We start from the raw sequence: 23,740 nt of genomic DNA, 5'->3' as shown, positions 1-23,740 counted from the left end.
CCCCAACAAACCAGATGACTGTATTGTCTTAATAAATATAGAAGAGAGCTGTTCAAAAAACAGTAAGTAGCAGGTAATTAGAGAAACTTATTGAGTTTATCGCAATGAAATCGACGCACGAACACGGCACCATCTCCCTGAGTCATCGCAATAACTTAGAGGCACTTGGTCACTTGATGTTCTTTCAGTAATGCGGATAAGGTTTGCTGCGATCGATAGCCCTGAGTGTAAAACACCAGTTCACCTTGATGATTAAAGATCAGTGTCATCGGAACTGGCGGGTTTGCCCCTAACGCCTGAATCAATTCACGACTGCTCAAAAAGGCGGGGAATTCATTGTGCTTTCGCTTGAGTGCGCGACGCAAATCACGGCGATTACCGTTCACTCCCATCATCACGGGCTGAACGTCAGCACAAGACTCGACCAGGTTGCTCAGTGCGACGTGCTGCTTTTCACACCAGCGACAGTTTGGCATAAAAAAGGACATCAGCACTGGCGCACCAGTAAACGGGGCCAGCGTTTGCTGCTCGCCATAGGCAGCGTCATCAAGACGCTGCATAGTCTGCGTATAAAAGTCAGTCGCCTGACTCTTAGATACCAGGCAGGTAGCCAGCAACATGACCACCCATTTAAAACTCATAGGTGAGTCCAAGGTAAGCCTGCCTGCCTCTTAGTGGGCCATGAATATATACCACATCATAACCCCCTTCAGCATCGTACATCAGCGGGCTGCCCATATCTTCAGCCTGATTATAATCAAACAGATTGCTGGCACCGGCATAGAGGCTTAGAAATTCTGAAAGCGGCTTAACCACTTTTAAATCAACCGTGACATAACTCTCAGCTGTGGTTGGTTTGGCAAACTCACCATTGGCATCGTTAAAGCCTTCATAACCATAATCTGTCAGATCTCGACTCGCCACCCAGATTGCACTGGTTATGATTTCCCAATCATTAATATGTAAGTCGGTGCTGAGCGTCGCGCGCTTTTCAATCGGTGCAATCCCAAAGGACGCTTTGAATGTTTCATCATAATGATATTGCTCAGCGATTGCGGACACAGTCAGAGTATCCGAAACCTGCCAGTTTGCCGAAATATCGACAGCGGTCACTGCGGCAATTTCTGTCAGCTGAGTAAGCACCGGCGTGCCTGAATCGGTATGGGACAAAGTGGCCAGGTGCTCTACTTTGGTATGTGCGGCTGAGGCTGTGACAGTCATCATTTCTGCCTCATAGCTGAGCGAGTAAGTAGCTGATTTTGAGCGCTCGGGTTCACTGACCTCTACCTGAAAGCCTTTGCCGGAATCCAGTATGCCGTGGTCACTTTCAAAGAAGGATAAAGGCGCACGATAACCCTGACCCAACGACAAACGTGAGGTAAAAGTGTCATTGTGGAAGTAACGCATGTCGACCCTGGGCGACAGAATGGTTTTGTCTATTTCAATGCCTGGTTTTTGCGGATCTACAAAGTCGGCCTGGATCTGATCCAGACGTAACGCAGCAGAGACTTCAATTGACTCGTTTGGTAACCAGGTATCCTGTATATAAAGTCCCGTTGTATCGTAATCAAAACTATCGGATACATAATTTGCTGCACTTTCCAGCGCAGCAGACGAAGAACGCATCTTCTCATCTCGCTTATCCGCACCAAAGGTAAGCAGATGCTGAGCATTCAGATCATAGTTAAAACGCACCGAGTAATAGTACATAGTGTCTTCAGCATAGTAATCTGTGCTTTCGTAGAACGAATCCTGAATATGGTCCACGTATGCCAAGCTTGACGTCACATTCAGACGGGATGAAATTTCGTGTAACCAGCTGAGACTGGCTTCTTCGCGCTCTGTTTTAACCCATTCTGCAGTTTCCCAGGCATTGCCGATGTAGCGATTTCTCACATCATCATTCACAAATAAGGAATCAGCTTCGCCCTGACTGACACTGGCCAAAGTGGCAGAAATACTGGTTGCCGTATCACCCAGAACCGGACCACCAAACACTTCTGATTGGGTTTGATTCAGCCGCACACGGATATTGTCTGAATAACCAATATCGTGAGAGACCATTAACGTCAGTGACTGATTGGTCAGGGCCGGGTTTTCGCTTACACCGTTGCCGTCGCCATCAAACTGGTCTTTGTTATCATACTGACCAATCAGAGTTGCACGGGTATTGCCGTCTGTACTAATGCCACTTGCCAGCGCAGAGATCAGCTTATATCCATCGCTACCCGTCGCCATATCCAGTTCAATTTTATCTTCGCTGGGCTGCGCCGTAACCAGGTTAACCGTACCACCAATGGCTTCCGGCGCAGTGAGTGATGCACCGGCACCACGGGCAATTTCAATACGCCCAATGCCGGACGCAGCCACTGAGTCCATGCCGTAAAAACCAGAAATCATAGTATGCATGGGGATGCCATCAACCAATACATTGGTGTGCTCCCCTTTAAGTCCATTGATCATGATCCGCTTTGCGCCACACATAGCACATTCATTAGACACGCGAATGCCAATGGCATTTTGGATTGCATCTGCCAGGCTGGAAGACTGGGTGTTTTTTATATACTCGTTTGAGAGTAGCTCCGTTTTGGCAATATCGTCTTTTAAGGCACCCGATTTGATCAGACGTGAGCGCACCCCTTGTACCTCAATTTTTTCTACTGACTTTTCCACCCCGGTTGCAGGCGCAGATGCAGCTGACGCAATAACCGTCAGCGTTGACAAAAGCAATGACATGTTTGTGAGATCCTAGTTCTTATCTTAGTTACAACACCCAAATGTTATAATATAACATTTCAACAATCATCAAATTGGGGTTAATTACTAAAAACGTAAGACGAAGTGAATAATTTAGTCAGATAACCGGCGCAGAACTGCCACAAAAACCGTGCACACTTAGGCTGATTTTTACCATTAAGCCCCTTGCCAAACTCTATCTCAGCCGATTTAATAACTTCAGCCCTGTTCAAAATCGCAGCGGCAAACATGGTTCATTTAAGGAGAATTGACATGTCAGAACCCACTCACATTGATCTGGTTGAGGCTTATATTCACGCCTACAACGCCTTTGATATCGCCGCTATGCTGGCACTGTTAGATGAACAGATCGTGTTTGAAAACGAATCAAATGGCGAGATCACCGCCAGCGCGCATGGTAAAGTGGCGTTTGAGCAACTCGCTATCAAAGGTGCTGCGTTATTCGAAACCCGCCAACAGACAATCATAGAATTAGCACTCGAAGAGCACGCAGCCACGGCCTACATTCAATACCAGGCAACGCTTGCAGCGGATCTGCCGAATGGCTTAAGTGCCGGAGACAGGTTCCAGCTTGAGGGTGAAACCCGGTTCCGCTTCCACAACAACAAAATAAGTTACATTAAAGACGTGAGCTGAGATACGATCAGCGAGAATAGTTTTTGAGCTCAAAAGGAGAAATTGCATGACCATTGAACACTATATGGCATTGTTTATCGCAATGTTTGTTGTCGCCATCATACCCGGACCTGCCGTATTCGCCATTACATCGGCCTCCGTTGCCAGTGGATACAAACGAGGCATATGTATGACTGCGGGCCTGCTGCTGGCCGATTATGTGTTCATTTTACTCGCAATTTCTGGTCTGGCGGTCGTTGCCGAGGTGCTGGGTGGCGCTTTTGTTATCATCAAATATCTCTGTGCCGCTTACTTGATCTGGATGGGCATCTCCTTGCTACTGTCAAAGCCCGGTGCTTCGGCCGCAGACACGGCAACACATAGCACCCAATCGGCCGTACTGAGTGGTTTTTTGCTGACGCTGAGTAACCCAAAAGCCATTGTTTTTTATGTTGCTTTGTTTCCTACCTTTGTCGCCATAGAAAGTATGACCGCTACGGACATTTTAGGGATCATGGCATGTGCAACGCTGGCATTTGGCTCAGTTAATTTGGGGTATGTTTATCTGGGCAGTCAGGCCAGAAAGCTAATATCGACACCACGACGACTCACCCTGCTCAACCGCTGTGCCGGCTCGGTATTAGCAGCATCGGGCGTGACGGTCGCTGTACGCTAACCCTATCAGCAAAGACCACACCATTATGCGTGTGGTCTGAACAAGGCTCAACTGAATATCAGAGGCTTTGTTAAATTCACGCTCAAAGCTCTATAGCCAGAATACAGCTATTTTGTGAGCCCACACTGCGCTTTTCCGGATCATGAAAAGTATCAAGGATATGAAATCCGGCTTTTCGCATCATACCTGCCGAAGCCAGGTTCTCCTCATGTCGCTCAATTAACACCACTTCAGCGCCAACTTGTCTGGCCTGCGTGATACACGCCTGTAACAGAGCTGTGGCAATGCCTTTCCCGCCATGCTGACTTGCAACCACCACATCGCCGATAAAGTACATCAATTTCTGGTGCGTGTATTTGTTGAGGTAATCCGGGCTATGTGTTGCGTCAATCAGTACCGAGCAGCCGATAATTTCGTCATCCTGTACTGCCACCACGGCACTTGCAGCCCCACGTTCGAGCAACTCAAACTCGGCATTCACCCCGTCTTCGGTGAGGTAATTCCATTCATTCTGACCATGCTGCCATAGCAGGGCTTTTAGCGTGTCGGCTTCAGTCGGCAAAGCGAGTCGATAAGTGATCATCTGGGTATTCCTTACGTTGTTATTATCTGTCAGACCTGATTTAGCCACCCTGCCAAGAACGTACCATACACTTTGTCTTTCAAAGCCGTGATGATACACGCAAGTGTAAATGCCCTTTACACTACATTCGGTCAAAGCGTGGTCATCGTTCCCGATAACTGTACCACTATTTCCTTTAAGACCGGTAATACAGAGATCACCAGGAGTCCCGCCATCGCCAGATTAAAGCGCTGACGACTGGCGGTACTGTTCAGCCAGGTTTTTAGCAGCGAGCCAAACAACAACCAGACACCAACACAAGGAAAGGACACCAATAAAAAAGTGGTAGCAATCAGCATAGTCTGAGTATCAACGCCACCACCCACAGAGGTAAAGGCAGCAATCGCGCCTGTCGCCACCACCCAGGCTTTACCATTGATCCATTGAAACAAAGCGCCTTTCAAAAATGAGAGCGGCTCTCCCTGGCTGTCCGTCTCCTGATTCTCGGCTGAACGCGCAATCAACCAGGCCAGATACAGCAAATACAGCACGCCCGCACATTTGATGATCATATGTAGCGCGGGAAACCATTCAAACAAGCGAGAAAAACCAAGCCCAACTAACAGCAGCATAAAGGCAAAACCAATGCATATACCGCTCAACAAAGGCAGACTCTTTTTTACGCCAAAGTTTACGCCAGAGGTCATGACCATAATGTTGTTAGGGCCAGGTGTAACAGAGGACGAAATCGCAAAGAGGATGATTGCGTAGAGATATTCCATATTGAGCGTTTCCTTTTTTGCTGTTTAATCCTTTTTTACAGGTCTCTGTGTAAATAGACAAGAAGCTGTGTGCAACTAAGCTTGAGTATGTTCATTTACCTAGCGCATATTCAGTGTCTAGATAAACGGGCAATATAAATTTTGTAATTCGCTAACGCTAAAATTTACGCGCGAAAAAAACTCGCCCAGAGTTTTGAGCGAGCGCTCCCCTAACTTGTTTACAGCTCAGTATGTTTACTAAACACAGTCGCAAAATGTGGCAGCACTCGCTGGCTGATGCGCTCACCAAAGCGGCTACTGTGGTCGCCTTCAAACACTTCTACCTGTACCTTGCTATTGCTGGCCCGACTCAGCTCATCAAGGCGCATACTGCCTTCTGAGATCCAACGGTATTCGTCTTTATTACCCACCTCTACATGTACAGTGTGCAACTTGCTCAGGACACTCGGGTTGGTATATAACCTGAGTAACTCACCAAACCCGCTTTGCCAGACGCCTTTCGTACTCTCAACCTCAGTATAATGAGGGCCAAACGCATCACTTTGTGTTCCTGCAAACGCACTGCCATAAGCAAGTACGAGCGCCAGATTAGAGTGATCGACCCCTTGCTGCCAAAGTTTTAGCCCCTGATAATCGGCAAATGCATTTGCCATAAATGTCGCCGGGTCGCTTGCTTTTGCCAGTTGCTGACGAAATTGCTTATAACCCGCTACCGCTTGCTCATCAGCCAGATAGGAATCTTGCATGCCCTGCTCGGAAAACAGACCTGGGCTCATTGCATAAACATGGTTGAAGTGTTGCGGATATTTGGCGGCAAAACGCAATGCGCCCGTCCCGCCCATAGAAAATCCAGCAATGGCTGTGTCTCCGGGTTGCTTGCTGGTCCGGTAGTTCTCAGCAACAAAAGGCAAGGCTTCTTTCATCACAAAGTCTTCAAAATTACCGTGTGCTTTTGAATTAACGTAGAAGCTGCCACGCAGAGGGGTATCCCCGTCTAGCATAACAACAATAAAGTCCATACTGTGCCCATTTTGTATGAATGTATCAAAGCGCTTAGCCAGGCTCTGAGCAAATCGATCGGGCCAGTTATATGCCCCCAGAAAATACAATACCGGATAATTATTTTTGCTGGTGTCATAGTCTTTAGGCAGATAGACGCTGATAGTTCGGTTGGGGTCCGTGCCGATATAACTGCCTTCAATGGCTTGCGAATAATAGGGGTGTTGTACCAACTTTGCCTGAACGGCTGCACTGACGAGGGCTGCACATGTCAGCAATGTGGTTAATAGTCTCTGCATCATCATTATTCCTTTTTATTATTTGCATCTAAGTTACCCAAAGCATATTGTTTAATCCAATATATAAATCACCTTTATTTATATCTAATGAATATAGATTGGCTCGACCTCAGAAAACTCCGCTATCTGGTCACCGTTGCTCAGGAACTCAGCTTCAGTAAAGCTGCCCGCCGACTAAACATGGCCCAGCCCCCGTTAAGTCAGCAAATCAAAAAAATTGAACAGCAACTGGGATTTACCGTTTTTGAACGCTCAACACGCCAGGTCTCATTGACACGCAGAGGCGAACGACTGATCCAACATGCCGATCAGGTGCTGGAAAGTCATTATGCGTTAATGCGTTACCTGGGGGCTGAGCAGTCAGGTGAGCTACTCCCTTTGCGCTTAGGTGCCATCGGCCTGGCAATCGATGTGTTAATTGCGCCCCGTATTGCGTTATTTCACCAACAGCATCCGGATTATCTGATTGACCTGGAAGAAGGCACCACCCAACAGCTAATCTCACAATGTCACGCCCAGTTGCTGGATGCCGCAATTATCAGACTGCATCAGCATGCCCTGTCGGATGAGCATTTGTATCTTCTGAAAAAAGAGCCCTATGTACTGGCAGTGCCGCGAGCATGGCAATTCACCACATCTGAACTGTGTCTGTCAGCACTGGCCAGGAAACCCTATATTAGCTATCCACGCGATTTACATCCTGAATTGTATGATGAAATTAATCAGGCCTTTGCCATCGCACATGTGCGTCCCAAACTGGTCCAGCAAGTCAAAACCAAATCCGCCACACTGGCTCTGGTTGCTAACCAGGTTGGCTTTGCAATCGTACCGGCGTCATTATCTGAATCAGACAGCAGGCACATTGATTTCATACCAATAAAACAAACCTTGCCCAGCGTAGATTACTACCTATATTGTCGTGACTTAGAGCGGCACCCAGGACTCAAAGCACTGCTACGTTTGCTAAAAGAAGAGCTAAACGATGTGACTCTTCCTGCGCGTTAAGCTGAAAAAAGATGATCTGGATTTAATTTAGTTAAAAATTAATATTTATTTCTTTGACATTTCATAACAAAAGTAGATAACTTGTTTCCGAAAATAAAAACACAAAGGAAATGAAAAATGATCACAAAAGTAAAAGCATTGACACTTGCAGCGGTTTTAAGCGCTGGCGCTGTTCCGGGTATGGCGTCAGCCGCAATCAATAACAATATTGGTGAGTGTGATTTCTACAGCTTATTTGAACAACACCATCGGGATGATTATGTGACCCGGGTTACCGCGTCAGTTTCTTACAAAGGCTATCAGGGCTGTGCACTGGACAGAAACAACTATGTTAAATCCGTGCTGGCAAAAACCTCTTCTCGCAGAGCTGCGTTAGAGGCAGACATCCGCCAAAAAATTTATCAGAGTGTCGACTCTAACCTAAATGGCAGCTTTGACCTTGACTATGTAAACACCAACCTCAATGGTCCTTTGGTGTTTGAACTGCGTGAATCAGGCGGTCGTATCTTAGCAAAAGTGGGTGGTATCGGTATTAGCTCTACGGCAAAAATAACCTTAAAAAATACCCCATCTTTTATTTTTAAAGCGTATGGCAGGATCAATTCCCCAGAAATCTGGGCAACCGCAGACTACAATGCCTTCAGTGGTGAAGTGAGTAATATCAGAGTGAACCCGGTGAACCTGAACATTGACTTTGAAACACGCTTTTTGGGGATCAGCATCCCAGGCCTGTCAAACCTGATAGACAACTTTGTTGAGTCCAAGCTATCGAGCATGGCATATGCCGCCATTAACAGTGATAAGTTAAGCGGTTCTCGCACTATTTTCTCTCTGGATAAAGCGATCCCGAGCGGTGAGTTTTTCTACGGTGGAGAAGATTTGGGCGTCAAAGCAAAAGATGCCATTCGCCATATCATCAGTGGTCAGTCCGTCCGTATCTCAGTCTCTGGTAATTCACTGGGCTATACCACGCATTCAGCGTCTTTAAACGTCAAGCTCTCTGACACGCTGGAAATACAATTAGATAGTCAACGCAGAAAGAACCCGCTGGGCCCTGATAGCTGCCCTATTAGCTGCCTGTAATCGAGACATTTAACAATGACAGTGAGGCACCTCTATCAGTGCCTCATATCTCAATACTCAACGCGTGCTTACTTGATCACCCACTTTAGGTAAGGCGCGTTTATCAAGTAGCTTAAAATCTCGCAAATCGATCAGGGCACTAAACACCTGCTCCTGTCGGCTGTACACTATCAATAAGTTACCCTCCTTGTTTACAGCCTGTGTTATCAGCTCGCTGTAACCGCTGATGATTTCGGTGTAGCCGGAGCCATCAAGACGACTCAAAGCAAAAATGAGTTCATCATTATAATCCAGTAGCTGATCCGCATTGGTGTCTTCATTGATAAGCTCGTAGAAAATCGCCTGATTTTGCTCATTAAGCCGATCATCTTCTTGCTCCAGGGTATCAAAGCGATAGATAAGCTGATCCACTGAGTCGAACAGCCAGCGAGATTCATTGGTACTGGCGTTGACCAAAATGGCATTTTTCATACGCGACTCTCGATAACTGCTAAACATTTGGTGCGGCCCGCTATTGCGCTTAAACCCCTCTATCGCAGAGAGATCTGACGCGTCGACTGTCAGCTTTTCAGATTCCAATGGGATTAAAAAGTAATCGTAATCTCCCAGCTGTACTGGATAACCCAGATCCCAGTTCTCTTCCTGGTCTTTATCCTCAGCCAGGTTCAACGTTACGTTTGGCTCACTGCGCTCCCTGAGTAAGTCTTTGCCGACTTCATAAACAAAGAGTGCGCCCAAAAACAATGCTGTGAGCAAAATGATCAGGCCGTTAATCCGCCAAATCCAGGAAAAGAAAGTCTGTGATTTCATAGTGACACAGGGTCCTTTGTATTGTGATAATTTCCCTACTATGCCTTTATTTCGGGCACAAAAAAAGGCGCTGTTCACAACGCCTTCTCATCATGGATGTTATGCCTAAGAGGTTATGGGCTCAGCGCCAATTGGCTGTGCCTTCACTTCCTGCGCATACACACGTTTCGTTGCGGCCATACAAATGGCCGCCAATAGCAGCAGCATAGTATCAACCAGCAAAACATCCCGCAGTGCAGCACCGTCGAGCAGACTCGACGTACTGTAGAACAAGGTCCAGTCGCTGATAGCCGTCATTGCAAACAGCGCAGCAGACGCACTCAGCAACGCCTTACAAAACAGCTTTTGATTACTCATAAGCTGTGACACCACAATACTGATAACCCAGATAAGATAGAAACTTCGTTCAATCAACTCAGCCCGCCCCAGAAACTCAACCGGCAGCGCTCGTGCCAGTGCGAACCCTGCCGCAGTAGCCGCCACAACGCCAATAAAGCTCCCTGAGGTTAAACGCCTTACAAAGTTGAGGCTACGCTGGCTCTGATTTCGTTGTTTAGCGCGTTTGGCAATCCACATCAGGTTACCTGTGATGATCACATAGGCAGTCGCCAGACCAAACAAGAAAAACGCCAGGCGCATACCATAGCCAGCAAAATCACCGAAATGCAGGCTGGCAATGGTCGACAATCCGCCACGCACGGCATTGTCATAGTTGTCCATAGTCAGATAGATTTGCTCCTGACTACTCATCAGATAGCGTACTTCGCGCCACAAAGAGAAGTCTTCGTTACTGGTCGCTGCAAACACCAAAATCGCATTCTCATCACCAAAGTGCTCAATGCTGATCCTTTGTATAGTGACATCGCCCATAGTAGCCATAGCTCGACGATACATGTCATCGACGCCTGTCATGGCCATACGCTTATCGACTTCTTCCAGGTGAGGCTGATCGAACCCGGCCGCATCCAGCAAGGCTTCCTGATTGCCCTGATACAAAATCACCGCGTAGGAGATCTGGTAAATAATCACCAGATTAAATACCAGGCCTGTAAATGCATACATAAGATGCATCGGCAAGCCCATAGTACCTATCAGGTTATGTGCATCAAGCCACTTATCTTTATTGCCCTCTTTTCGATACTGAAAGAACTTGCTGAACAGTTTGCGCCAGTGGATCACAATGCCACTCAGGATCGCCACAAAAAAGAACAGGGTAACCAGGCCAACAAAATATAAGCCTGCGCGTCCCAGCCCCAGGTCATAGTGCATTTTGTACAGGAAGTGCGCATAGTTATGCGTATCGCTGCTGGCTACAATTTCTCCTGTAATAGCGTCCAGTAACAAGGCCTGATGAAGATGGTCTTCACCTGTGATCGGATCTGGCTGATCCAGCTCGCTCTCAAATCGGGCCTCAATAAACGGGTTGTGCTGGTCAGGGGCATACATAAACATGCCACCATGCATATCCACCTGATAATTTTTCTCGATGGTGGCTATGGCTTTATCAAACGCCGGATGCTCAGTGTTATGCGCAGCATCAACCAACAAAGGAGTGCGCTCCCAGCTGGTGATATTGTCCTTAAACAAAGTAATAGCACCGGCAAAAAACACCACAAACAAGACGGTAGAAATGATCAGACCGACCCAGGCGTGCGCATTGGTCAGTGATTTAAGGGTTTGATTATTCATTGTCTGATTTACCTCAGCACCATCAGGGCAGTATTAAGTAAAACGGATGGCACCAGCGCCAACATCAAGGCCCTGAAAGACTTCCAGGCCGAAGGAAATGAATAGGCCCATACCAGCGCCGCTGCCCAAATGGGAAACGCCAGAATAAGGCCAATTAAGAGGCGGGTTCCCTCTGAAAACGGCAACAGTAAATTCAGGTTAAGCACCACAGAGATGGATAAGAACAGGCCAATGAACAAACCCGATAGTGTTTTAGGCCACATAGCTTGCTCCCCCAAAAAGCAGGCTAAACAAACACACGCCTCCCGTAATCGACAAGGTGCGCCCTCTGGAATAACCCGAGCTAATCGTCACCGTAAACAAACTCAGCATAAACACCACCAGCGCCGCCAACATCGACGAAACCCAAGGGTAATCAAAGCTAAAAGTTACAATACCAAGTAAAAATAAAGACATAGCGCCAAACCCTGCCAAAGGTTTGGGTAATGCACGCGTGATGATAATTTGTCGCTGGCTGCCGAGGTACAAACTCAGTGCGGCCAGCCAAAGCGGGATAATTGCAATAAAACTCATATTTATACTAATCGTTATCATTTGCAATTATGGTACGGTTTTAAAACCAGACATTCAACTACAAAGCACAAAATATAGTCGCTCGAGCGCGCAGATTATCCCTATTCGGTCATTATCTGTATGCCCCAGTCAAGGCTAATCAGATTCATTAAAGTTTTGTTTCTTTAAACAATTTCCGCTTGCAACCCCTGTCGCTTTGGGATTAGATGAATTCAGGGCTGCAAGAACAGGGTCCTCACTAGCCGATACATAAAGTATTGCTGCATATCCACGCACTCTGACGAAATAACCACAAACAGAACAAGGAAAGGACAATGCATATTGAACTAAAGCAAGCTTGCGATACCGACAAACCCTATCTGTTAAACCTACGTCTGCAAACTATGGTGGAACATCTGGAACGGGAAGGGGTTTTCCTCAGTGACGAGGCGCATCTGTGCCGGCTTGAGGAAGACTATGCTCACTCTCATTTGCTGATCATTGATCAGGTGAGGGTCGGAACCCTCAAATTCCGACTGCGAGACAAGCAAGTGGAGGTGATGCAGTTACAAATTGATCCGCAATATCAAAAGCAAGGGCTGGGACGCAACACACTCAGGCACATGTTTGAACAATATCCCGAGAACCCGTTTTTCCTGACTGTGCTCAAACACAACCCGGCCCGTCATTTGTATTTCTCACTGGGCTTTAAAACTTATGATGAAGACGAATTTGAATACCATATGCGCCGACCAGCACAGTGCACGCTTACTGCTTAGTTTGCACAGAACCGGATAACAGGCGCTGAAAATGTAAATCTATCAACCCGTCAATCGCCGCCTGATTGCGCACAATAGCCAGGTTGAATTGCTGCAATTGTTGCTCACTGAACAGGCCTGGCCGGATCATATAATGCGCGGGGTTTTTATGTACGGTCAAACGGCTTGCCCTCACATGCGCCTTGTAGGGATCACGGTTAATTAAATAAATACCGGTGAACAAATCTTCCACCGCATAGTCGACACGCTTTTTGACCAACAAGTCAAAACGCTCTGTGGCCAGGTTAATGTCCACCACACAATCCGGGCACTGCTGAACTATGCGTGAAAAGGCATCACCATAGACACTGCCGCGATTCACGGCCACGATAGACTTGGTCAAAAAGCTTAAGGTAGGCGCAAATGCACTTTGCGGACTCAAAGGGTTATCAACGTGGCGAAACAACTGCATCACCTCATCCCGATACGGCAAGCTGAACTCCGAAAACCGGCGTCGTTCCTGGGTAAAGCTGGCTGCAAAAATCACATCGACTTTACCTTTTTTAAATTCTTCAAAAGCCCGGCTGGATGAAGGGAATGATACATAGCGCCAACATAAATTGGCACTTTTCAGGACCAGCTCGAGGATCTCAATATCCAGTCCGTGATATTGCTCATCTACCCGATAGGAATAGGGTGGCCAGTTGTCGCTGGCACTGACTGTAACAGTTTGCGCACAGATCTGTGCCGCTGTACTAAATGCACTTAAGCATAGCAGGCTGACAAATATGAATGTTAAGTAGTCTCGACCTAATTGCACTTTTACCCTACCTACTGAAACAGGTACCTAAGCTTATAACATATCAGGCACTTTTTCCGCCAGTTGCCGGAGTAAAATAGTCTGTCACTCACAACAATTCTGGTCAAAGCACCTCGCTATCAATCCGGATAAACTGTCCAGCCAAAGCTCGCTGACAAGGTCGGCATCACTGTTTAACTCAACGACCAGACCAACATCTTGATCGCGAACAAAACGAACCTGTAACCAGTGATAACGCTGTTCAAAAGCAAATACCTGCTCGTCTGTCAGCCAATCCTGTCCGCTCAGACCAAACCTTGGCTGAGCAAACAACTGCTGCTCCGGCAAATCACCCAGATCTGCAAAAGCAACCGACACTCTGGGTGCCCGGGTTTGCACCAGCGTTTTAAATGCCTCATCCGTGCTAAACATACTTAGCCAGCCATAACTGTGCCCACCCACCGGGTATCTGGTTAGATCCGCTTGCGTCAGTGCCAATTGTGAATCTGGTTCCTCACCCGCATGCAGCAGCAACGGCGCACTGTGAGCAAACCAGCCCACTGCCTGCCCCACTTCCACCGAGATCCCGCTGCCATTGCCTGTGAAAGGCTGTCTGCCATTGTTTTCCAGTGCGACAGCAACGGCACTGTCACCGCTACATTGATAGTAACTGTGTGCCAAGGCAGCAAACAACACCACTTGTAGTGATGTGCCCTCACGGGCTAAGCGCGGTAATAACAAAGCTAGCTGCTGTGGGGTGGCTAATTGTACCAGGCTATAGATAGGCTTGTTGTTATGAAGCTTTACGAGTTTACGCTCCGCTTCCTGACAAAATGCACCAAGTGTGTTCAACGCTTCCCGCCAGTAGCTGAGATCGGCATTAAAATGGCCCGCCATGACCGCATTGTGACATTGCCGCTGCCAATGCAATAGCGCCCAGTCTCGCTGTCTGTCGAAGTGTTTGGGGGCGTTCAGCAGGCTTTCGAGGTCGCTACTGAGTACTTGTAAGCTGATATCATCCACCAATAAGTGGCTGATCCCTACCGCGACTATATGCCCATAGCGACTTCGATAACTAGCAATGGTCACCAATTGCTCTGATAATGAAGACTCAGCCAAATAAGCTTTAAATGCCGCACGGGCTTGCTGTTTAAAATCATCAAAGCTCGATACCGTGAGCTCAGCACTCAGATGTAAAGCCCCTTTACTCACACGCTGCGTCATGTTTACTGGGTCAAAGCGCAGCCTTAAAGCCGGGTATTTCAGCAGTAATATACGCACAACCTGATGGACTTTTTCACAGCTCAGCTGTTGTTGAGTGAACAACATAGTACATACCTGCCAGCGCTCAATCCCATCGATATGGATCATGGCCAGCTTATTAGGCAGAGCAAAGTTAAGCAACGCTGGTTCAAAACGTAATGAGGTGCGAGCCGAGGAAGACGTTAACCGGGCCAGAGGTACATCGCTGAGCAACTGGCTTAACGATACTGACCAGCCATGTTGTCTGGCACGGGTTTGTAACGTCAGCGCTTTCAGTGAGTCACCTCCCTGTGCTTTGTAGCCCTTGTTACTATTTAGATAAGCCAAGGGCACATTCAGACTCTGTGCGACTAACTCTGGCAAGGTCGCCACCTGTTCGCGTTGCTCTAATCTAAGTTCAGCAACGCGCTTTAAAGCTGGCTTATCAATTTTACCAATCGCGGTGGTTGGCAGCTGCGTATAATAAAAAAACTGTGCTGGCAACATATAGGCAGGTAATGCCTCGCTTAGCATTTTGCGCAGCGCGGTCGTATCTGCATCATTGAGGTCGCCCGCTATAAAAGCGATCAGCTGAGTGTCAACACATAATACCGCCGAACTGCGGATGCCCGGATACTGATCCAGCACGGCTTCAATGCCTTCTAACTCAATCCGATGGCCAAGCAGGTTAACCTGATTGTCCAGCCGCCCAAGATAGGTGATCAGCCCCTGCTCATCCCGGCACACTAGATCGCCACTGCGATAGAATCGCTGCGTCTTGCCAAGGCGCGCCATAGAAATAAACTGCAGTGCTGTTTTTTGCGGCTCTGCCAGATATTCCAGGGCCACCCCCTCACCACCGATCAGCAACTCACCTTGTTTTGCCGGTCTGCCCTGTTCGTCCACAATCAGCAAAATACTACCCGCCGAAGGCCTACCAATGGGCACCCGGCTACGCTTTAAATCTGCCCGGGTTACCTGATGTAAGCAGGAGGTCACTGTGGCTTCGGATGGGCCATATTCGTTATATAACGCAATGTGTTCAAACAAATTAAGCCTGTCCCATTGACGCACTATGTTGTGACTGAACTCTTCACCGCCGAGGATCACCGTACTCAGGTGCATGCTCGACAGCCAGTCACGGGCTTTGGGATCTGCCAAAAAGTTCGCCATCAAGCTGGGGGGCACATCAATATGGGTGATTGCCTGCGAGATGCAGACTTTTGCAAACTCGGCTGGATCAAGCACCGAACCTTGTGTAAAACACACACAAGCTCCGACTGACAGAAACATCAATAATTGCTGCAAAAAGGCGTCTGTTGAGCTGGATAAAATACATAAGGCACGATTGCCCGGTGTCAGCTGGTATTGTTGCCGAGCAGCCTGGATCTGCTGAGCCAGGCTGTGGCGTGAAATCGCGATGCCTTTTGGCTTGCCTGTGCTGCCAGAGGTATACACATGATAAGCAACGCGCCTAGCCTCATCCTGATTGTCTGTCGATACGTCACAAGCCGCCAATACATCATCGGCCAAAGCACAACCCAGCTCGACTCTACAACCTGTAACACCCAAACAAGGATCGTTCTGACTATAAAGTACAACGCGCGCCTGGCTGCGGGCCAACATATGCTGTTTGCGCGTAGCGGGAAAATGCACGTCCAGACAGACAAAAGGACAGCCAAGCAACAACGCGCTGATTATCCCCACAGCACTTAAGCGCGGATCATCGCCATACACAGCGACACACTCATCAGACTGAATTCCCAAGTCGCGCAGCTGCTTAACACATCCCATCACTTGCCCGCGCAGTTCGCCATAATTGCAGGTCCAATTATCGCCCTGAAGTGCCACAGCCTGAATGGGCTGATTAAGAATATTAGTGACCATGTCGGCAACAGTGGCTGATTTCATGCCGACTCCCTGTGGGCTGCCAGCCCGGTAAAGCCATTGACACCGACCAGCATATTGCTCCAATGTATCAGCTCCTGACCTTCCATCCAGGGCTCATCATTATCAAAGGTGTATTTACGGGTAAACGCCAGCCCAGGCCGGCTCTGTTCAACCAACTCGTCATGAAAGGTGGCCACCAGCAGAGCGACCTGGGCATTTGAGCACACTTGCTCAAGCGTCGTTTTTAATTTCAGCGTGTTTGCCAGGATCTCATCCGGGGTTTCAAACTGCCAGTCGGCATTTTCTTCCATTGCCACACTTAAAAAAAACAGCACACTGTCAAGTTCAGCCAGTTCAGAAAAGAAGCGATTGCAAATGCCATCAAACTTCTCACGAAAAACTGGATACTCGTGCACCAGATCATGATTTTCTATCGCAAAGTCATGGGCAGAAAGGTATCCCGCTGAGCGATCAGCGTACTTTCGGTACTCTTTGCAATCAGGTTCATAAGGCTCAAGGTTCTCCAGTAAGAGTACCTCTTTGCACCGCGTTTGCAGTGCCTTATCGAGATCGGCGACAGAACGCCCACCGATCCAGTCAAATGGTCCGCGTCGACAGCCCAGCTCTAGCTGGCGGGTCAAATGACGGGGCCGGCAATCCATACCCAGACTGTGTACTCGGCTATACTGACCCGCAATAAACGGGTTGCCGGTTTGGGCTACAAAGTAACTGCTCATGCGCATGCTCCTTTACCTTGTAGTTTGTTCAGACAGACTCGTCCTATCACCCGCCACCAGGTTGGCACTTCCAGCAGCACGCGTGCAAATGGGATCAGACACAACTTCAGCTTATGGTGGGGGATGGTACGAAATTCATCGCTGGCTTTGCTGTACAGCCAAAAGGTTTCAACAAAGCCCAGTGCCGTCCACGCCAGAACCAGGGCCATGCCGACAGTACTGCTGATAAGAAATGCCATCAGCAATATCAGCGGCATTAATAAAAAAATGCTCACTGAAATCATATCGATCCGATGGCGCAGTCCTAATACGGTTTTCTCTGCCATCTGGTTGCGATAAAACGCCGCTTTATGCAACGCGACCTCTACAAACCCCTGCGACCAGCGCCGACGTTGATGCAGTAAAGCAGCGAAGGTTTGCGGCGGCTGTGTCAGCGCCTCAATCTGAGGTGCATAAAATACCGTATAGCCCAGCTCCAGACCCAGCAAACACGTTTCTCTGTCTTCACCGCTGCGCAGCCCGCTGTGCCGGGACAACAGATCCTCTATGACTGGCCGCTTATACAAGCAGCCCGCACCCGGCATAATAGGCACACTGCCCTCATTCTTACTGAATTGATAACTCGCTCGCTCCAGCGCATATTCCAGCATCTGAAACTGCACCGCGGGCGTGTTACCGGCTGTGGGGCGCATACTGAAATAGCAACCCATTGCAGTGGCGTCCGTCGCTAACTTATTATGTATATCAGGCAGGTTATCCAGACCCTGAAGCTCAGTATCAAAGTCGGTGAAAATGATGTACTGATGAGACAAAGCTTGGATCACAGTGTAAAGCGCCCCAATCTTTTGACCATTTGGCGTCACCCGGCTGAGGCTAAGATGTGTTAGCTGCTCTGTGTTGGCCGAGAAGGGTTGATCGGTAGAGCCGTCATCAATGAGGATAATATCAAGTTCGGGATGACGGGCTGCCAGCCCATCAAAGTAAGCCAGTCGCTCAGCAAAGTGTGTTTTATTACCTGCTTCATTATAAAACGGCACCAATATTGCCGTCGTTTGCGTTGTCACCCTTGGTGCCAACCAGGTTAACTGATAATCTTTCATAGCAAGCTCCTTAGTGGGATTTAACCAGCGACAACGACTGTGCCGGATAGGGATGCAGCTGACCATCACGCATCAGGTAATGGCAGTCACAACAATCAAAGTACGCCTCATCATGGGTGATCACGAACAGGGTTTTGCCCATGGCCTTCAATGTCGGTAACCATTGACGGTAAAACACCTGGCGGCTTTCGGGGTCGATGTTGGCGGCAAATTCGTCCAACACCAGAATAGGACGCTCTTCCATCAAAGCCTGCACCAGGGCCAGGCGCTTCATCTGGCCCGTCGACAAGCGGGTATTGGTAAAGCGGCCGTCACGAAACTGCACTTTGTCGCTCAACGCCAGCTTGTCCAGCCATTGATTGATCAACGCTTCATGCATCGGCTGACCATAGCGATCAGTAAACACCACACTGTCCGCCGAGATACCGGAAAACAGCTGGCGATAAGCCAATAACTGAGCATCATCCAACTGGGTATTATCAAGCCAGATCTGGCCACTTCGCGGCGTATACAAGCCACTGAGTAAGCGCATAAAGGTGGTTTTACCGGAGCCATTACCGCCAGATATAAACACGATATCTCCCTGATTAACCTCCAGATTAACAGGCCCCACGGTAAACCCTTGCTGGTGCTCAAACATCAACTTGTGGAGCGTCAGCCGATGCGAAAACGACACGTCTGATGGCACAATGCTCTGCTCCCCGGCTTCGCAGGCCAGTTGTTTGATTTCAGCCAGCTTTTGTTGCGAAACCTGGAGCTGACTAAGCACCCGAAATAACTCCATACTGCTGTGGAACGGGCTCACCATAAACAAAGTGATGATCACAAAGCTGATACTCTGCTGGGGCGATAAGGCAAACCACAGCGGCGCAACAAATACCGCCACCGCAGCCAATAGATAAAGTGCGGCCATCAACATCAGCTGATTATGCGCAAAACGACATTCCGCCATGATTTTATTGTGCTGGACTGCAGTCGCATCCCGGGTCAGGTGTTCCTGATACAGCGAGTCATTGCGCACAGCATTTTGCTTCACTTCCCGGATCCCCATCAACAGATCATGCAAATGCGTAAAGAAGCTGTCCTCAGCCTCTCGCGCACGTTCATATCCCTGATGAATGCGGGCAAAGCGTAAGCAATAGGCCGTCACTGCAAGCGCTATCAGACCCAGTGCAAGTAATGCCCCCATAGGCGCAATCACAAACATGTAAATCAGTGCCGCAATCACGGTAAATAAGTGGCCCACACTTAACGCGACGAACTGATTAAGCTGGCTGAGTGTGTTGGCATCATAAGCAATCGCCGAGAGGATCCGCTCCTGGCCAAATTGCTCGATCATCTGCAATCGCGCATGGCGCACCGCATCCAGAATATCCAACCGCACGGTCTTGATGGTGGTTTCAGTCAGTCGGATCACGCTGCGCTGAAAGGTCAGCTGCACCACCACAAAGCCAATGAAAGCCATTGAGAACCAGATAGCGCCCTGAGCTAGGCTGGCCGAATTACTACTATCCAGTTGCAGTGCCATGGTGAAGGTATGTAGGATCAAAATGGTGGTGCAGGCGCTTAAGCTGCTCAATAAAACCAGTTTGAGCGACAGCACCTGCCATAGGGCTCTGCATTTTTCTATCATGCCTGTCCTCCCAGACTGCGGGCATACAAGCGCGGTGAAAGCTGCCATAAAACGCCACCGAGTAACAACGAGCCGTAATACCGCAGATAACCATGAGTGCGGAACTTACGCTCATTGTGAACAAAGTGGCTTTGACTAAGCCACACATAATGCCCACCCTCACGCTGGCAACGCACGCCCAGATCGGTGTCTTCGCCACGTAATAAACGTGTATTAAAGCCACCAACGGTTTCAAACAAGTCAGCCGACACAAAACAATTGCCGCCCATGCTCTGGTGACGCTGGTTAAAACGATTGATATCTGTCGCGACAAAACGACCGAGCCAGTGACCACTGTCGCTCTTCAGTGGCGCCGTACCATACACAGCTCTGTGACTATCCTTGGCAAACTGAGCAATCTGCGCTGGTAATTGCGCACTACACAGGGTATCGGCATCAAGAAACAGCAGCATGTTGCCATTTGCCTGTGCAGCGCCATAATTACGCGCTGCAGCGGCACTGCCTGCGGAAATAGTAAATACCTGCTCAGTATAGGCCCGCGCCACCTGCACGGTTGCATCCGAACAGGTATCACAGACCACGATCAGCTCAGCATCCAGAGGCAACTGTTCAACCAGTAACGGCAAAGTAACTGCTAAAGTTTTTGCTTCATTATGAGCAGGCAAGATCACGGACAACATGCGCACCTCTAGAGCAAAAAGTTATGTGCATCGGGACACGCGTTGAGCACCTTTAGGCTTTGCTCACGCATCGTCTTTGCTGCACGCTGGTATGGCTCAGAAGCAATGAGCTCCTCAATTGGGGTATCAAGCACATTACCAAATACCAGATCAGGGAACTGCTTGGTCATCACCAGCTTGCCACCAATATCAACATCCAATTTCACACCCATTTTGAGATAATGTGGCCGTGCTGGCATTTTGCCGCGATAGTACTGACGGATTTCATCCGCATCATAATCCGGCCCGAACAACACGGGGATCTGTGCCGGATAGGCACGCAATGTATCTATAGTGTCGATGACATGTTCAATGTAATCCGGGCGAAAGTCCCCCATATCAAATCCGGTATAGGAATTAGGCACAGTATCAAAGTCTTCACAAAAGCGGTGATATTCGCTGCGCGCCATCATGTCCACGACCCACAGGTGGTTGTAGATCATCCAGTCAACACCCGCCTGTTCGCACTCATTAAGTAACTCAGTCGCCCGGTCCAGATTCTTAGCCATCATGGTATTCTCTACCCCGATCAGCCACTGTTTACCCTCTTTTTTACCGTCAGCCAGCAATTTAATACCGGCCATGGTTTTGTTGTAGGTGCCTTTACCCCGGATCGAGTCATGGATGTCTTTTGGGCCGTCGATGGAAATCAAAAAGGCCAGCTGATCGTGATACTTACTCAATACCTCAAAGTGGCGCTTAATCATCAGGCCGTTGGTACAGATATAAATAAAGCATCCGGCTTCAGCCAGACGGCTGAGAAACTTTGGAAAGTCAGGGTGTAAAGTGGGCTCTCCCCCGGTCAGTATGATGTCGCAGCGCTGACGCTCGACAAAATCAAATAAATGACCACTTTGCTCATAAGGGATGGCCGTAGGATCCAGGCCATGGTGAAAGCCTGTTTCACGCCACTGAAAACACTGCTCACAGCGCAAATTACAGCTGCTGGTCATTTTAATGACCAGCTTACAGATATTATCTGCTTCGATTTTTCCGCTCGCGGCATAGCGTCTGAGGGCGTTAGCCACTCGCTCGGTGCTGGCCTGATGATGGGCGGTAAACCCTGGGTTTCTGGCCATAAAATTCTGATGTGCCTGCGGTAATTCGCTGACCGCCAGTTGCGTGGCTTTCTTAGTCCACATAATCGACTCCTACAATATTATTTGCTACTTGCGAGTAAATGATGACAAATCTGGTTTGATGCATTGGCGTTCACTAAAGTGGCAGCCTTCATGATGGTTTGGCTGCGCAGTGATGCCGATGTCTGTATTTGGTTGAGCAAGTCACTGAGCTGCTGATCATTGCGCGCGTTCAGTGCTGCGCCCTGAGCGACAAACACCGCTCGATTGTGTTGCTCTTGCCCGGGTAAAGCGCCATGAATGATCAGACAGGTATTGGCCAGGGCCGCTTCGGTCAGAGTCAGGCCGCCTGCTTTCGTAATTATGATGTCCGCCTGGGCATAGTAGGGCTGCATATCCGACACGAACCCGGCCAGTTGCAACTGATGTTGGGCAACTTCTTGTCTAAAACGTGCTCCTAGCAGCTGGTGTAAAGCCTCATTCTGGCCGCAAATGACCGTCACCGAACCAGAGGGGTTCTGAGCCAATAACAAAGCCACTGTTGAAGCCGAAATGCCCAACCCCCAGCCACCGCCGCAGAGTAAAATGTTCAGAGCAGCCTCTTTCTTCTTCGCGGTGTTTTGGTCTGTCACCGTTAAGTCTGAGGCTACCTCAGTCGGGATACCCAGGGGCAATATGTCGGTCCCTCTGGCGCGATGCCAGTCCAACACAGGATGACTGTACTGATGAGAAACAAACAACTGAGTTAACGGCGTCCGCCAGCCATTAGAGATTTGATAATCACCCAGCACGCCACTGACTTCGACCTTGTGCCCAGCCAGTCTGGCAAAATAACGGGCGAAAAATGCACCGTAATAACTACAGGCAACCACCTGGTTATGGCGACGGATCACCGCTTTCGCTTCTTCCAGCTTTTCATTGCCTTTAAGCGCCAGCCACAACGGTAATAGTCGGTAGAGAAACGGATAAAACCAGCGGCTTGCATATAACTTACTGTGATGTTGTTTGCCCGACATGCACCACTGATAATACTGACCAAACAGCAAGTCGGAGAGCCACTGTGGCAACAGATCGGACACTGACAACAGCTCAACGGTTTTGCCTTGTTTGCGAAAACCGCTCGCCAGAGCCTCTGCCAGTGCTCGTGACCCCGCGCCAGACTCCACATATAACAAGAGCATGCTACTGAACCCGCTCAAGTGGACGCGTGGTATTGAGCCATAAGGCTCTTACTTCAGCCAACTCCAGTTTCATCACCACCATATCCTGTTGCGGACCATAGAAGCTTTCGAAACGACCCAAAGAGGTAAACTGCAAAGAATGATAGATATTGAGAATATTGGACTGCGTGGTGTCGGCAAACACCTCAATGTACAGCTCCTCATAATTGGTTTCTTCCAACAAGACCTTTAGGGTATCCAGCAACATTGCCATTTTGACCAGAGGTGAGACATGCTGATCGGCTACAAACCAGCCTCCCCAGACAATGCTTTTTGGGTCCCATAAGCGATAATGATAACCGGACATGCCAACCAGCTGTTCGCCTTGTTTAAAGCACCAGTAGTGACGACCATTGTCTATCCCCGCCGCCAGACAACGGCGATGAAATTCAATGGTGCGTATGGTGTCTTCGTTCAGTCCATCGACCATTGCATGCTCGATAAACTCAAGCTGCTCACCACCAAATGACACCGCTGTCTTTTCGAGCTGCTGATGGCGCATAAAGCGCTCGGTACGGCGCATTTTTTGTACCAAAAGTTCTGCTCTGCGATCTTTAAATTGCTGTTCCATATCCGGCCACCCATTTTGTTGCTTTGCTTTGATGGGCTGCAAGTTATTATAAGTATTGGATAAAATCGCTTATGGAAAAGTGATGAATGGTTACGAGAGCCCAATGAAGGCTGAGCAATGGTTATTCTAACTGATGATAAAACAGCCCATTTCAAAGCCATTA

The 23,740-nt window shown here is 48.6% G+C and carries 23 protein-coding genes; 5 read left to right on the top strand and 18 right to left on the bottom strand.

Annotation, left to right across the window (positions count from 1 at the left end):
- Window positions 1-155: 155 nt before the first annotated feature.
- Together MHN31_RS07505 and MHN31_RS07500 are read right to left on the bottom strand one after the other, a co-directional pair.
- A complete protein-coding gene (locus tag MHN31_RS07505) occupies window positions 156-641 on the bottom strand; it encodes a redoxin family protein (protein ID WP_239443934.1) in 486 nt (161 codons plus the stop codon).
- Window positions 631-2,736, bottom strand: a complete 2,106-nt coding sequence (locus tag MHN31_RS07500) for a TonB-dependent receptor (RefSeq protein ID WP_239443933.1) — start codon at window positions 2,734-2,736, stop codon at window positions 631-633. Before MHN31_RS07500 ends, MHN31_RS07505 begins: the two co-directional genes overlap by 11 nt.
- Before the next feature lie 273 nt (window positions 2,737-3,009).
- On the opposite strand from MHN31_RS07500, the gene MHN31_RS07495 reads away from it, so the two are divergent.
- Window positions 3,010-3,393, top strand: coding sequence for a nuclear transport factor 2 family protein (locus tag MHN31_RS07495; protein WP_239443932.1), 384 nt, complete (start codon window positions 3,010-3,012; stop codon window positions 3,391-3,393).
- Between the two features lie 46 nt (window positions 3,394-3,439).
- The gene (locus MHN31_RS07490; protein ID WP_125560496.1) at window positions 3,440-4,048 is read left to right on the top strand and encodes a LysE family translocator; all 609 of its coding nucleotides are present in this window, start codon (window positions 3,440-3,442) and stop codon (window positions 4,046-4,048) included.
- An 82-nt stretch (window positions 4,049-4,130) separates the two neighbouring features.
- Here the strand turns inward: MHN31_RS07490 and MHN31_RS07485 are convergent, their stop codons facing one another.
- The 3 genes from MHN31_RS07485 to MHN31_RS07475 form a co-directional block, all read right to left on the bottom strand.
- On the bottom strand, window positions 4,131-4,631 hold the full coding sequence (locus MHN31_RS07485; RefSeq protein WP_239443931.1) for a GNAT family N-acetyltransferase: 501 nt from the start codon (window positions 4,629-4,631) through the stop codon (window positions 4,131-4,133).
- Window positions 4,632-4,762: 131 nt separating this feature from the next.
- Window positions 4,763-5,392 carry a LysE family translocator gene (locus tag MHN31_RS07480; RefSeq protein WP_125560492.1) on the bottom strand — a complete coding sequence of 210 codons (630 nt, stop codon included), beginning with the start codon at window positions 5,390-5,392 and terminating at the stop codon, window positions 4,763-4,765.
- A 218-nt stretch (window positions 5,393-5,610) separates the two neighbouring features.
- Entirely contained in the window at window positions 5,611-6,693 is a 1,083-nt protein-coding gene (locus tag MHN31_RS07475; protein WP_239443930.1) for an alpha/beta hydrolase-fold protein, read from the bottom strand.
- 84 nt (window positions 6,694-6,777) lie between these two features.
- Between MHN31_RS07475 and MHN31_RS07470 the strand changes: the two genes are divergently transcribed.
- Window positions 6,778-7,695: a LysR substrate-binding domain-containing protein gene (locus tag MHN31_RS07470; RefSeq protein ID WP_239443929.1), complete on the top strand. Its 918-nt coding sequence runs from the start codon at window positions 6,778-6,780 to the stop codon at window positions 7,693-7,695.
- A 117-nt stretch (window positions 7,696-7,812) separates the two neighbouring features.
- Window positions 7,813-8,778, top strand: coding sequence for a hypothetical protein (locus tag MHN31_RS07465; protein ID WP_239443928.1), 966 nt, complete (start codon window positions 7,813-7,815; stop codon window positions 8,776-8,778).
- 57 nt (window positions 8,779-8,835) lie between these two features.
- On the opposite strand, the gene MHN31_RS07460 is transcribed toward MHN31_RS07465, so the two are convergent.
- The 4 genes from MHN31_RS07460 to MHN31_RS07445 all read right to left on the bottom strand — a co-directional run bounded on the left by MHN31_RS07460 (window position 8,836) and on the right by MHN31_RS07445 (window position 11,850).
- Window positions 8,836-9,588: a hypothetical protein gene (locus tag MHN31_RS07460; protein ID WP_239443927.1), complete on the bottom strand. Its 753-nt coding sequence runs from the start codon at window positions 9,586-9,588 to the stop codon at window positions 8,836-8,838.
- Window positions 9,589-9,693: 105 nt separating this feature from the next.
- Window positions 9,694-11,277 carry a PepSY-associated TM helix domain-containing protein gene (locus MHN31_RS07455; RefSeq protein ID WP_194867784.1) on the bottom strand — a complete coding sequence of 528 codons (1,584 nt, stop codon included), beginning with the start codon at window positions 11,275-11,277 and terminating at the stop codon, window positions 9,694-9,696.
- A gap of 8 nt (window positions 11,278-11,285) precedes the next feature.
- Complete coding sequence (locus tag MHN31_RS07450) at window positions 11,286-11,540, bottom strand: hypothetical protein (RefSeq protein WP_010384346.1); 255 nt, start codon at window positions 11,538-11,540, stop codon at window positions 11,286-11,288.
- Entirely contained in the window at window positions 11,530-11,850 is a 321-nt protein-coding gene (locus MHN31_RS07445; RefSeq protein ID WP_125560476.1) for a hypothetical protein, read from the bottom strand. Before MHN31_RS07445 ends, MHN31_RS07450 begins: the two co-directional genes overlap by 11 nt.
- 314 nt (window positions 11,851-12,164) lie before the next feature.
- On the opposite strand from MHN31_RS07445, the gene MHN31_RS07440 reads away from it, so the two are divergent.
- Entirely contained in the window at window positions 12,165-12,608 is a 444-nt protein-coding gene (locus tag MHN31_RS07440) for a GNAT family N-acetyltransferase (RefSeq protein WP_125560474.1), read from the top strand.
- Here MHN31_RS07440 and MHN31_RS07435 read toward each other — a convergent pair.
- From MHN31_RS07435 to MHN31_RS07395, 9 genes are all read right to left on the bottom strand, one after another.
- Complete coding sequence (locus MHN31_RS07435; protein WP_239443926.1) at window positions 12,598-13,407, bottom strand: transporter substrate-binding domain-containing protein; 810 nt, start codon at window positions 13,405-13,407, stop codon at window positions 12,598-12,600. The genes MHN31_RS07440 and MHN31_RS07435 overlap by 11 nt on opposite strands.
- Before the next feature lie 84 nt (window positions 13,408-13,491).
- Entirely contained in the window at window positions 13,492-16,539 is a 3,048-nt protein-coding gene (locus tag MHN31_RS07430; RefSeq protein ID WP_239443925.1) for an amino acid adenylation domain-containing protein, read from the bottom strand.
- Complete coding sequence (locus tag MHN31_RS07425; protein ID WP_239443924.1) at window positions 16,536-17,255, bottom strand: DUF1796 family putative cysteine peptidase; 720 nt, start codon at window positions 17,253-17,255, stop codon at window positions 16,536-16,538. The genes MHN31_RS07430 and MHN31_RS07425 overlap by 4 nt, the downstream gene beginning before the upstream one ends.
- Window positions 17,252-18,355, bottom strand: coding sequence for a glycosyltransferase family 2 protein (locus tag MHN31_RS07420; RefSeq protein WP_239443923.1), 1,104 nt, complete (start codon window positions 18,353-18,355; stop codon window positions 17,252-17,254). The genes MHN31_RS07425 and MHN31_RS07420 overlap by 4 nt, the downstream gene beginning before the upstream one ends.
- A gap of 10 nt (window positions 18,356-18,365) precedes the next feature.
- On the bottom strand, window positions 18,366-19,988 hold the full coding sequence (locus MHN31_RS07415; RefSeq protein ID WP_239443922.1) for an ATP-binding cassette domain-containing protein: 1,623 nt from the start codon (window positions 19,986-19,988) through the stop codon (window positions 18,366-18,368).
- Window positions 19,985-20,668 (bottom strand): glycosyltransferase, encoded by a 684-nt coding sequence (locus MHN31_RS07410; protein ID WP_239443921.1) that lies wholly within the window; start codon window positions 20,666-20,668, stop codon window positions 19,985-19,987. The genes MHN31_RS07415 and MHN31_RS07410 overlap by 4 nt, the downstream gene beginning before the upstream one ends.
- A gap of 8 nt (window positions 20,669-20,676) precedes the next feature.
- Window positions 20,677-21,849, bottom strand: a complete 1,173-nt coding sequence (locus MHN31_RS07405; protein WP_138537085.1) for a radical SAM protein — start codon at window positions 21,847-21,849, stop codon at window positions 20,677-20,679.
- A 17-nt stretch (window positions 21,850-21,866) separates the two neighbouring features.
- Complete coding sequence (locus MHN31_RS07400) at window positions 21,867-22,967, bottom strand: glycosyltransferase (protein WP_194867774.1); 1,101 nt, start codon at window positions 22,965-22,967, stop codon at window positions 21,867-21,869.
- 1 nt (window position 22,968) lies between these two features.
- Complete coding sequence (locus MHN31_RS07395) at window positions 22,969-23,577, bottom strand: hypothetical protein (RefSeq protein WP_239443920.1); 609 nt, start codon at window positions 23,575-23,577, stop codon at window positions 22,969-22,971.
- Window positions 23,578-23,740: the final 163 nt, after the last annotated feature.

It is taken from the genome of Pseudoalteromonas sp. McH1-42, assembly GCF_022347845.1.
In the GTDB taxonomy this organism is placed as follows: domain Bacteria; phylum Pseudomonadota; class Gammaproteobacteria; order Enterobacterales; family Alteromonadaceae; genus Pseudoalteromonas; species Pseudoalteromonas rubra_D.
The sequence above is the reverse complement of the archived record's forward strand: the minus strand, read 5'-3'. Positions and strand labels throughout refer to the sequence as shown.

Excerpts from the sequence above, each read along its gene's own strand:
- MHN31_RS07500 (WP_239443933.1), bottom strand. The coding sequence starts at position 2,736 with ATGTCATTGCTTTTGTCAACGCTGACGGTTATTGCGTCAGCTGCATCT.
- MHN31_RS07460 (WP_239443927.1), bottom strand. The coding sequence starts at position 9,588 with ATGAAATCACAGACTTTCTTTTCCTGGATTTGGCGGATTAACGGCCTG.
- MHN31_RS07465 (WP_239443928.1), top strand. The coding sequence starts at position 7,813 with ATGATCACAAAAGTAAAAGCATTGACACTTGCAGCGGTTTTAAGCGCT.
- MHN31_RS07470 (WP_239443929.1), top strand. The coding sequence starts at position 6,778 with ATGAATATAGATTGGCTCGACCTCAGAAAACTCCGCTATCTGGTCACC.
- MHN31_RS07495 (WP_239443932.1), top strand. The coding sequence starts at position 3,010 with ATGTCAGAACCCACTCACATTGATCTGGTTGAGGCTTATATTCACGCC.
- MHN31_RS07485 (WP_239443931.1), bottom strand. The coding sequence starts at position 4,631 with ATGATCACTTATCGACTCGCTTTGCCGACTGAAGCCGACACGCTAAAA.
- MHN31_RS07430 (WP_239443925.1), bottom strand. The coding sequence starts at position 16,539 with ATGAAATCAGCCACTGTTGCCGACATGGTCACTAATATTCTTAATCAG.
- MHN31_RS07405 (WP_138537085.1), bottom strand. The coding sequence starts at position 21,849 with ATGTGGACTAAGAAAGCCACGCAACTGGCGGTCAGCGAATTACCGCAG.
- MHN31_RS07415 (WP_239443922.1), bottom strand. The coding sequence starts at position 19,988 with ATGATAGAAAAATGCAGAGCCCTATGGCAGGTGCTGTCGCTCAAACTG.
- MHN31_RS07425 (WP_239443924.1), bottom strand. The coding sequence starts at position 17,255 with ATGAGCAGTTACTTTGTAGCCCAAACCGGCAACCCGTTTATTGCGGGT.
- MHN31_RS07505 (WP_239443934.1), bottom strand. The coding sequence starts at position 641 with ATGAGTTTTAAATGGGTGGTCATGTTGCTGGCTACCTGCCTGGTATCT.
- MHN31_RS07445 (WP_125560476.1), bottom strand. The coding sequence starts at position 11,850 with ATGAGTTTTATTGCAATTATCCCGCTTTGGCTGGCCGCACTGAGTTTG.
- MHN31_RS07440 (WP_125560474.1), top strand. The coding sequence starts at position 12,165 with ATGCATATTGAACTAAAGCAAGCTTGCGATACCGACAAACCCTATCTG.
- MHN31_RS07475 (WP_239443930.1), bottom strand. The coding sequence starts at position 6,693 with ATGATGCAGAGACTATTAACCACATTGCTGACATGTGCAGCCCTCGTC.
- MHN31_RS07410 (WP_239443921.1), bottom strand. The coding sequence starts at position 20,668 with ATGTTGTCCGTGATCTTGCCTGCTCATAATGAAGCAAAAACTTTAGCA.
- MHN31_RS07395 (WP_239443920.1), bottom strand. The coding sequence starts at position 23,577 with ATGGAACAGCAATTTAAAGATCGCAGAGCAGAACTTTTGGTACAAAAA.
- MHN31_RS07450 (WP_010384346.1), bottom strand. The coding sequence starts at position 11,540 with ATGTGGCCTAAAACACTATCGGGTTTGTTCATTGGCCTGTTCTTATCC.
- MHN31_RS07480 (WP_125560492.1), bottom strand. The coding sequence starts at position 5,392 with ATGGAATATCTCTACGCAATCATCCTCTTTGCGATTTCGTCCTCTGTT.
- MHN31_RS07400 (WP_194867774.1), bottom strand. The coding sequence starts at position 22,967 with ATGCTCTTGTTATATGTGGAGTCTGGCGCGGGGTCACGAGCACTGGCA.
- MHN31_RS07455 (WP_194867784.1), bottom strand. The coding sequence starts at position 11,277 with ATGAATAATCAAACCCTTAAATCACTGACCAATGCGCACGCCTGGGTC.
- MHN31_RS07490 (WP_125560496.1), top strand. The coding sequence starts at position 3,440 with ATGACCATTGAACACTATATGGCATTGTTTATCGCAATGTTTGTTGTC.
- MHN31_RS07420 (WP_239443923.1), bottom strand. The coding sequence starts at position 18,355 with ATGAAAGATTATCAGTTAACCTGGTTGGCACCAAGGGTGACAACGCAA.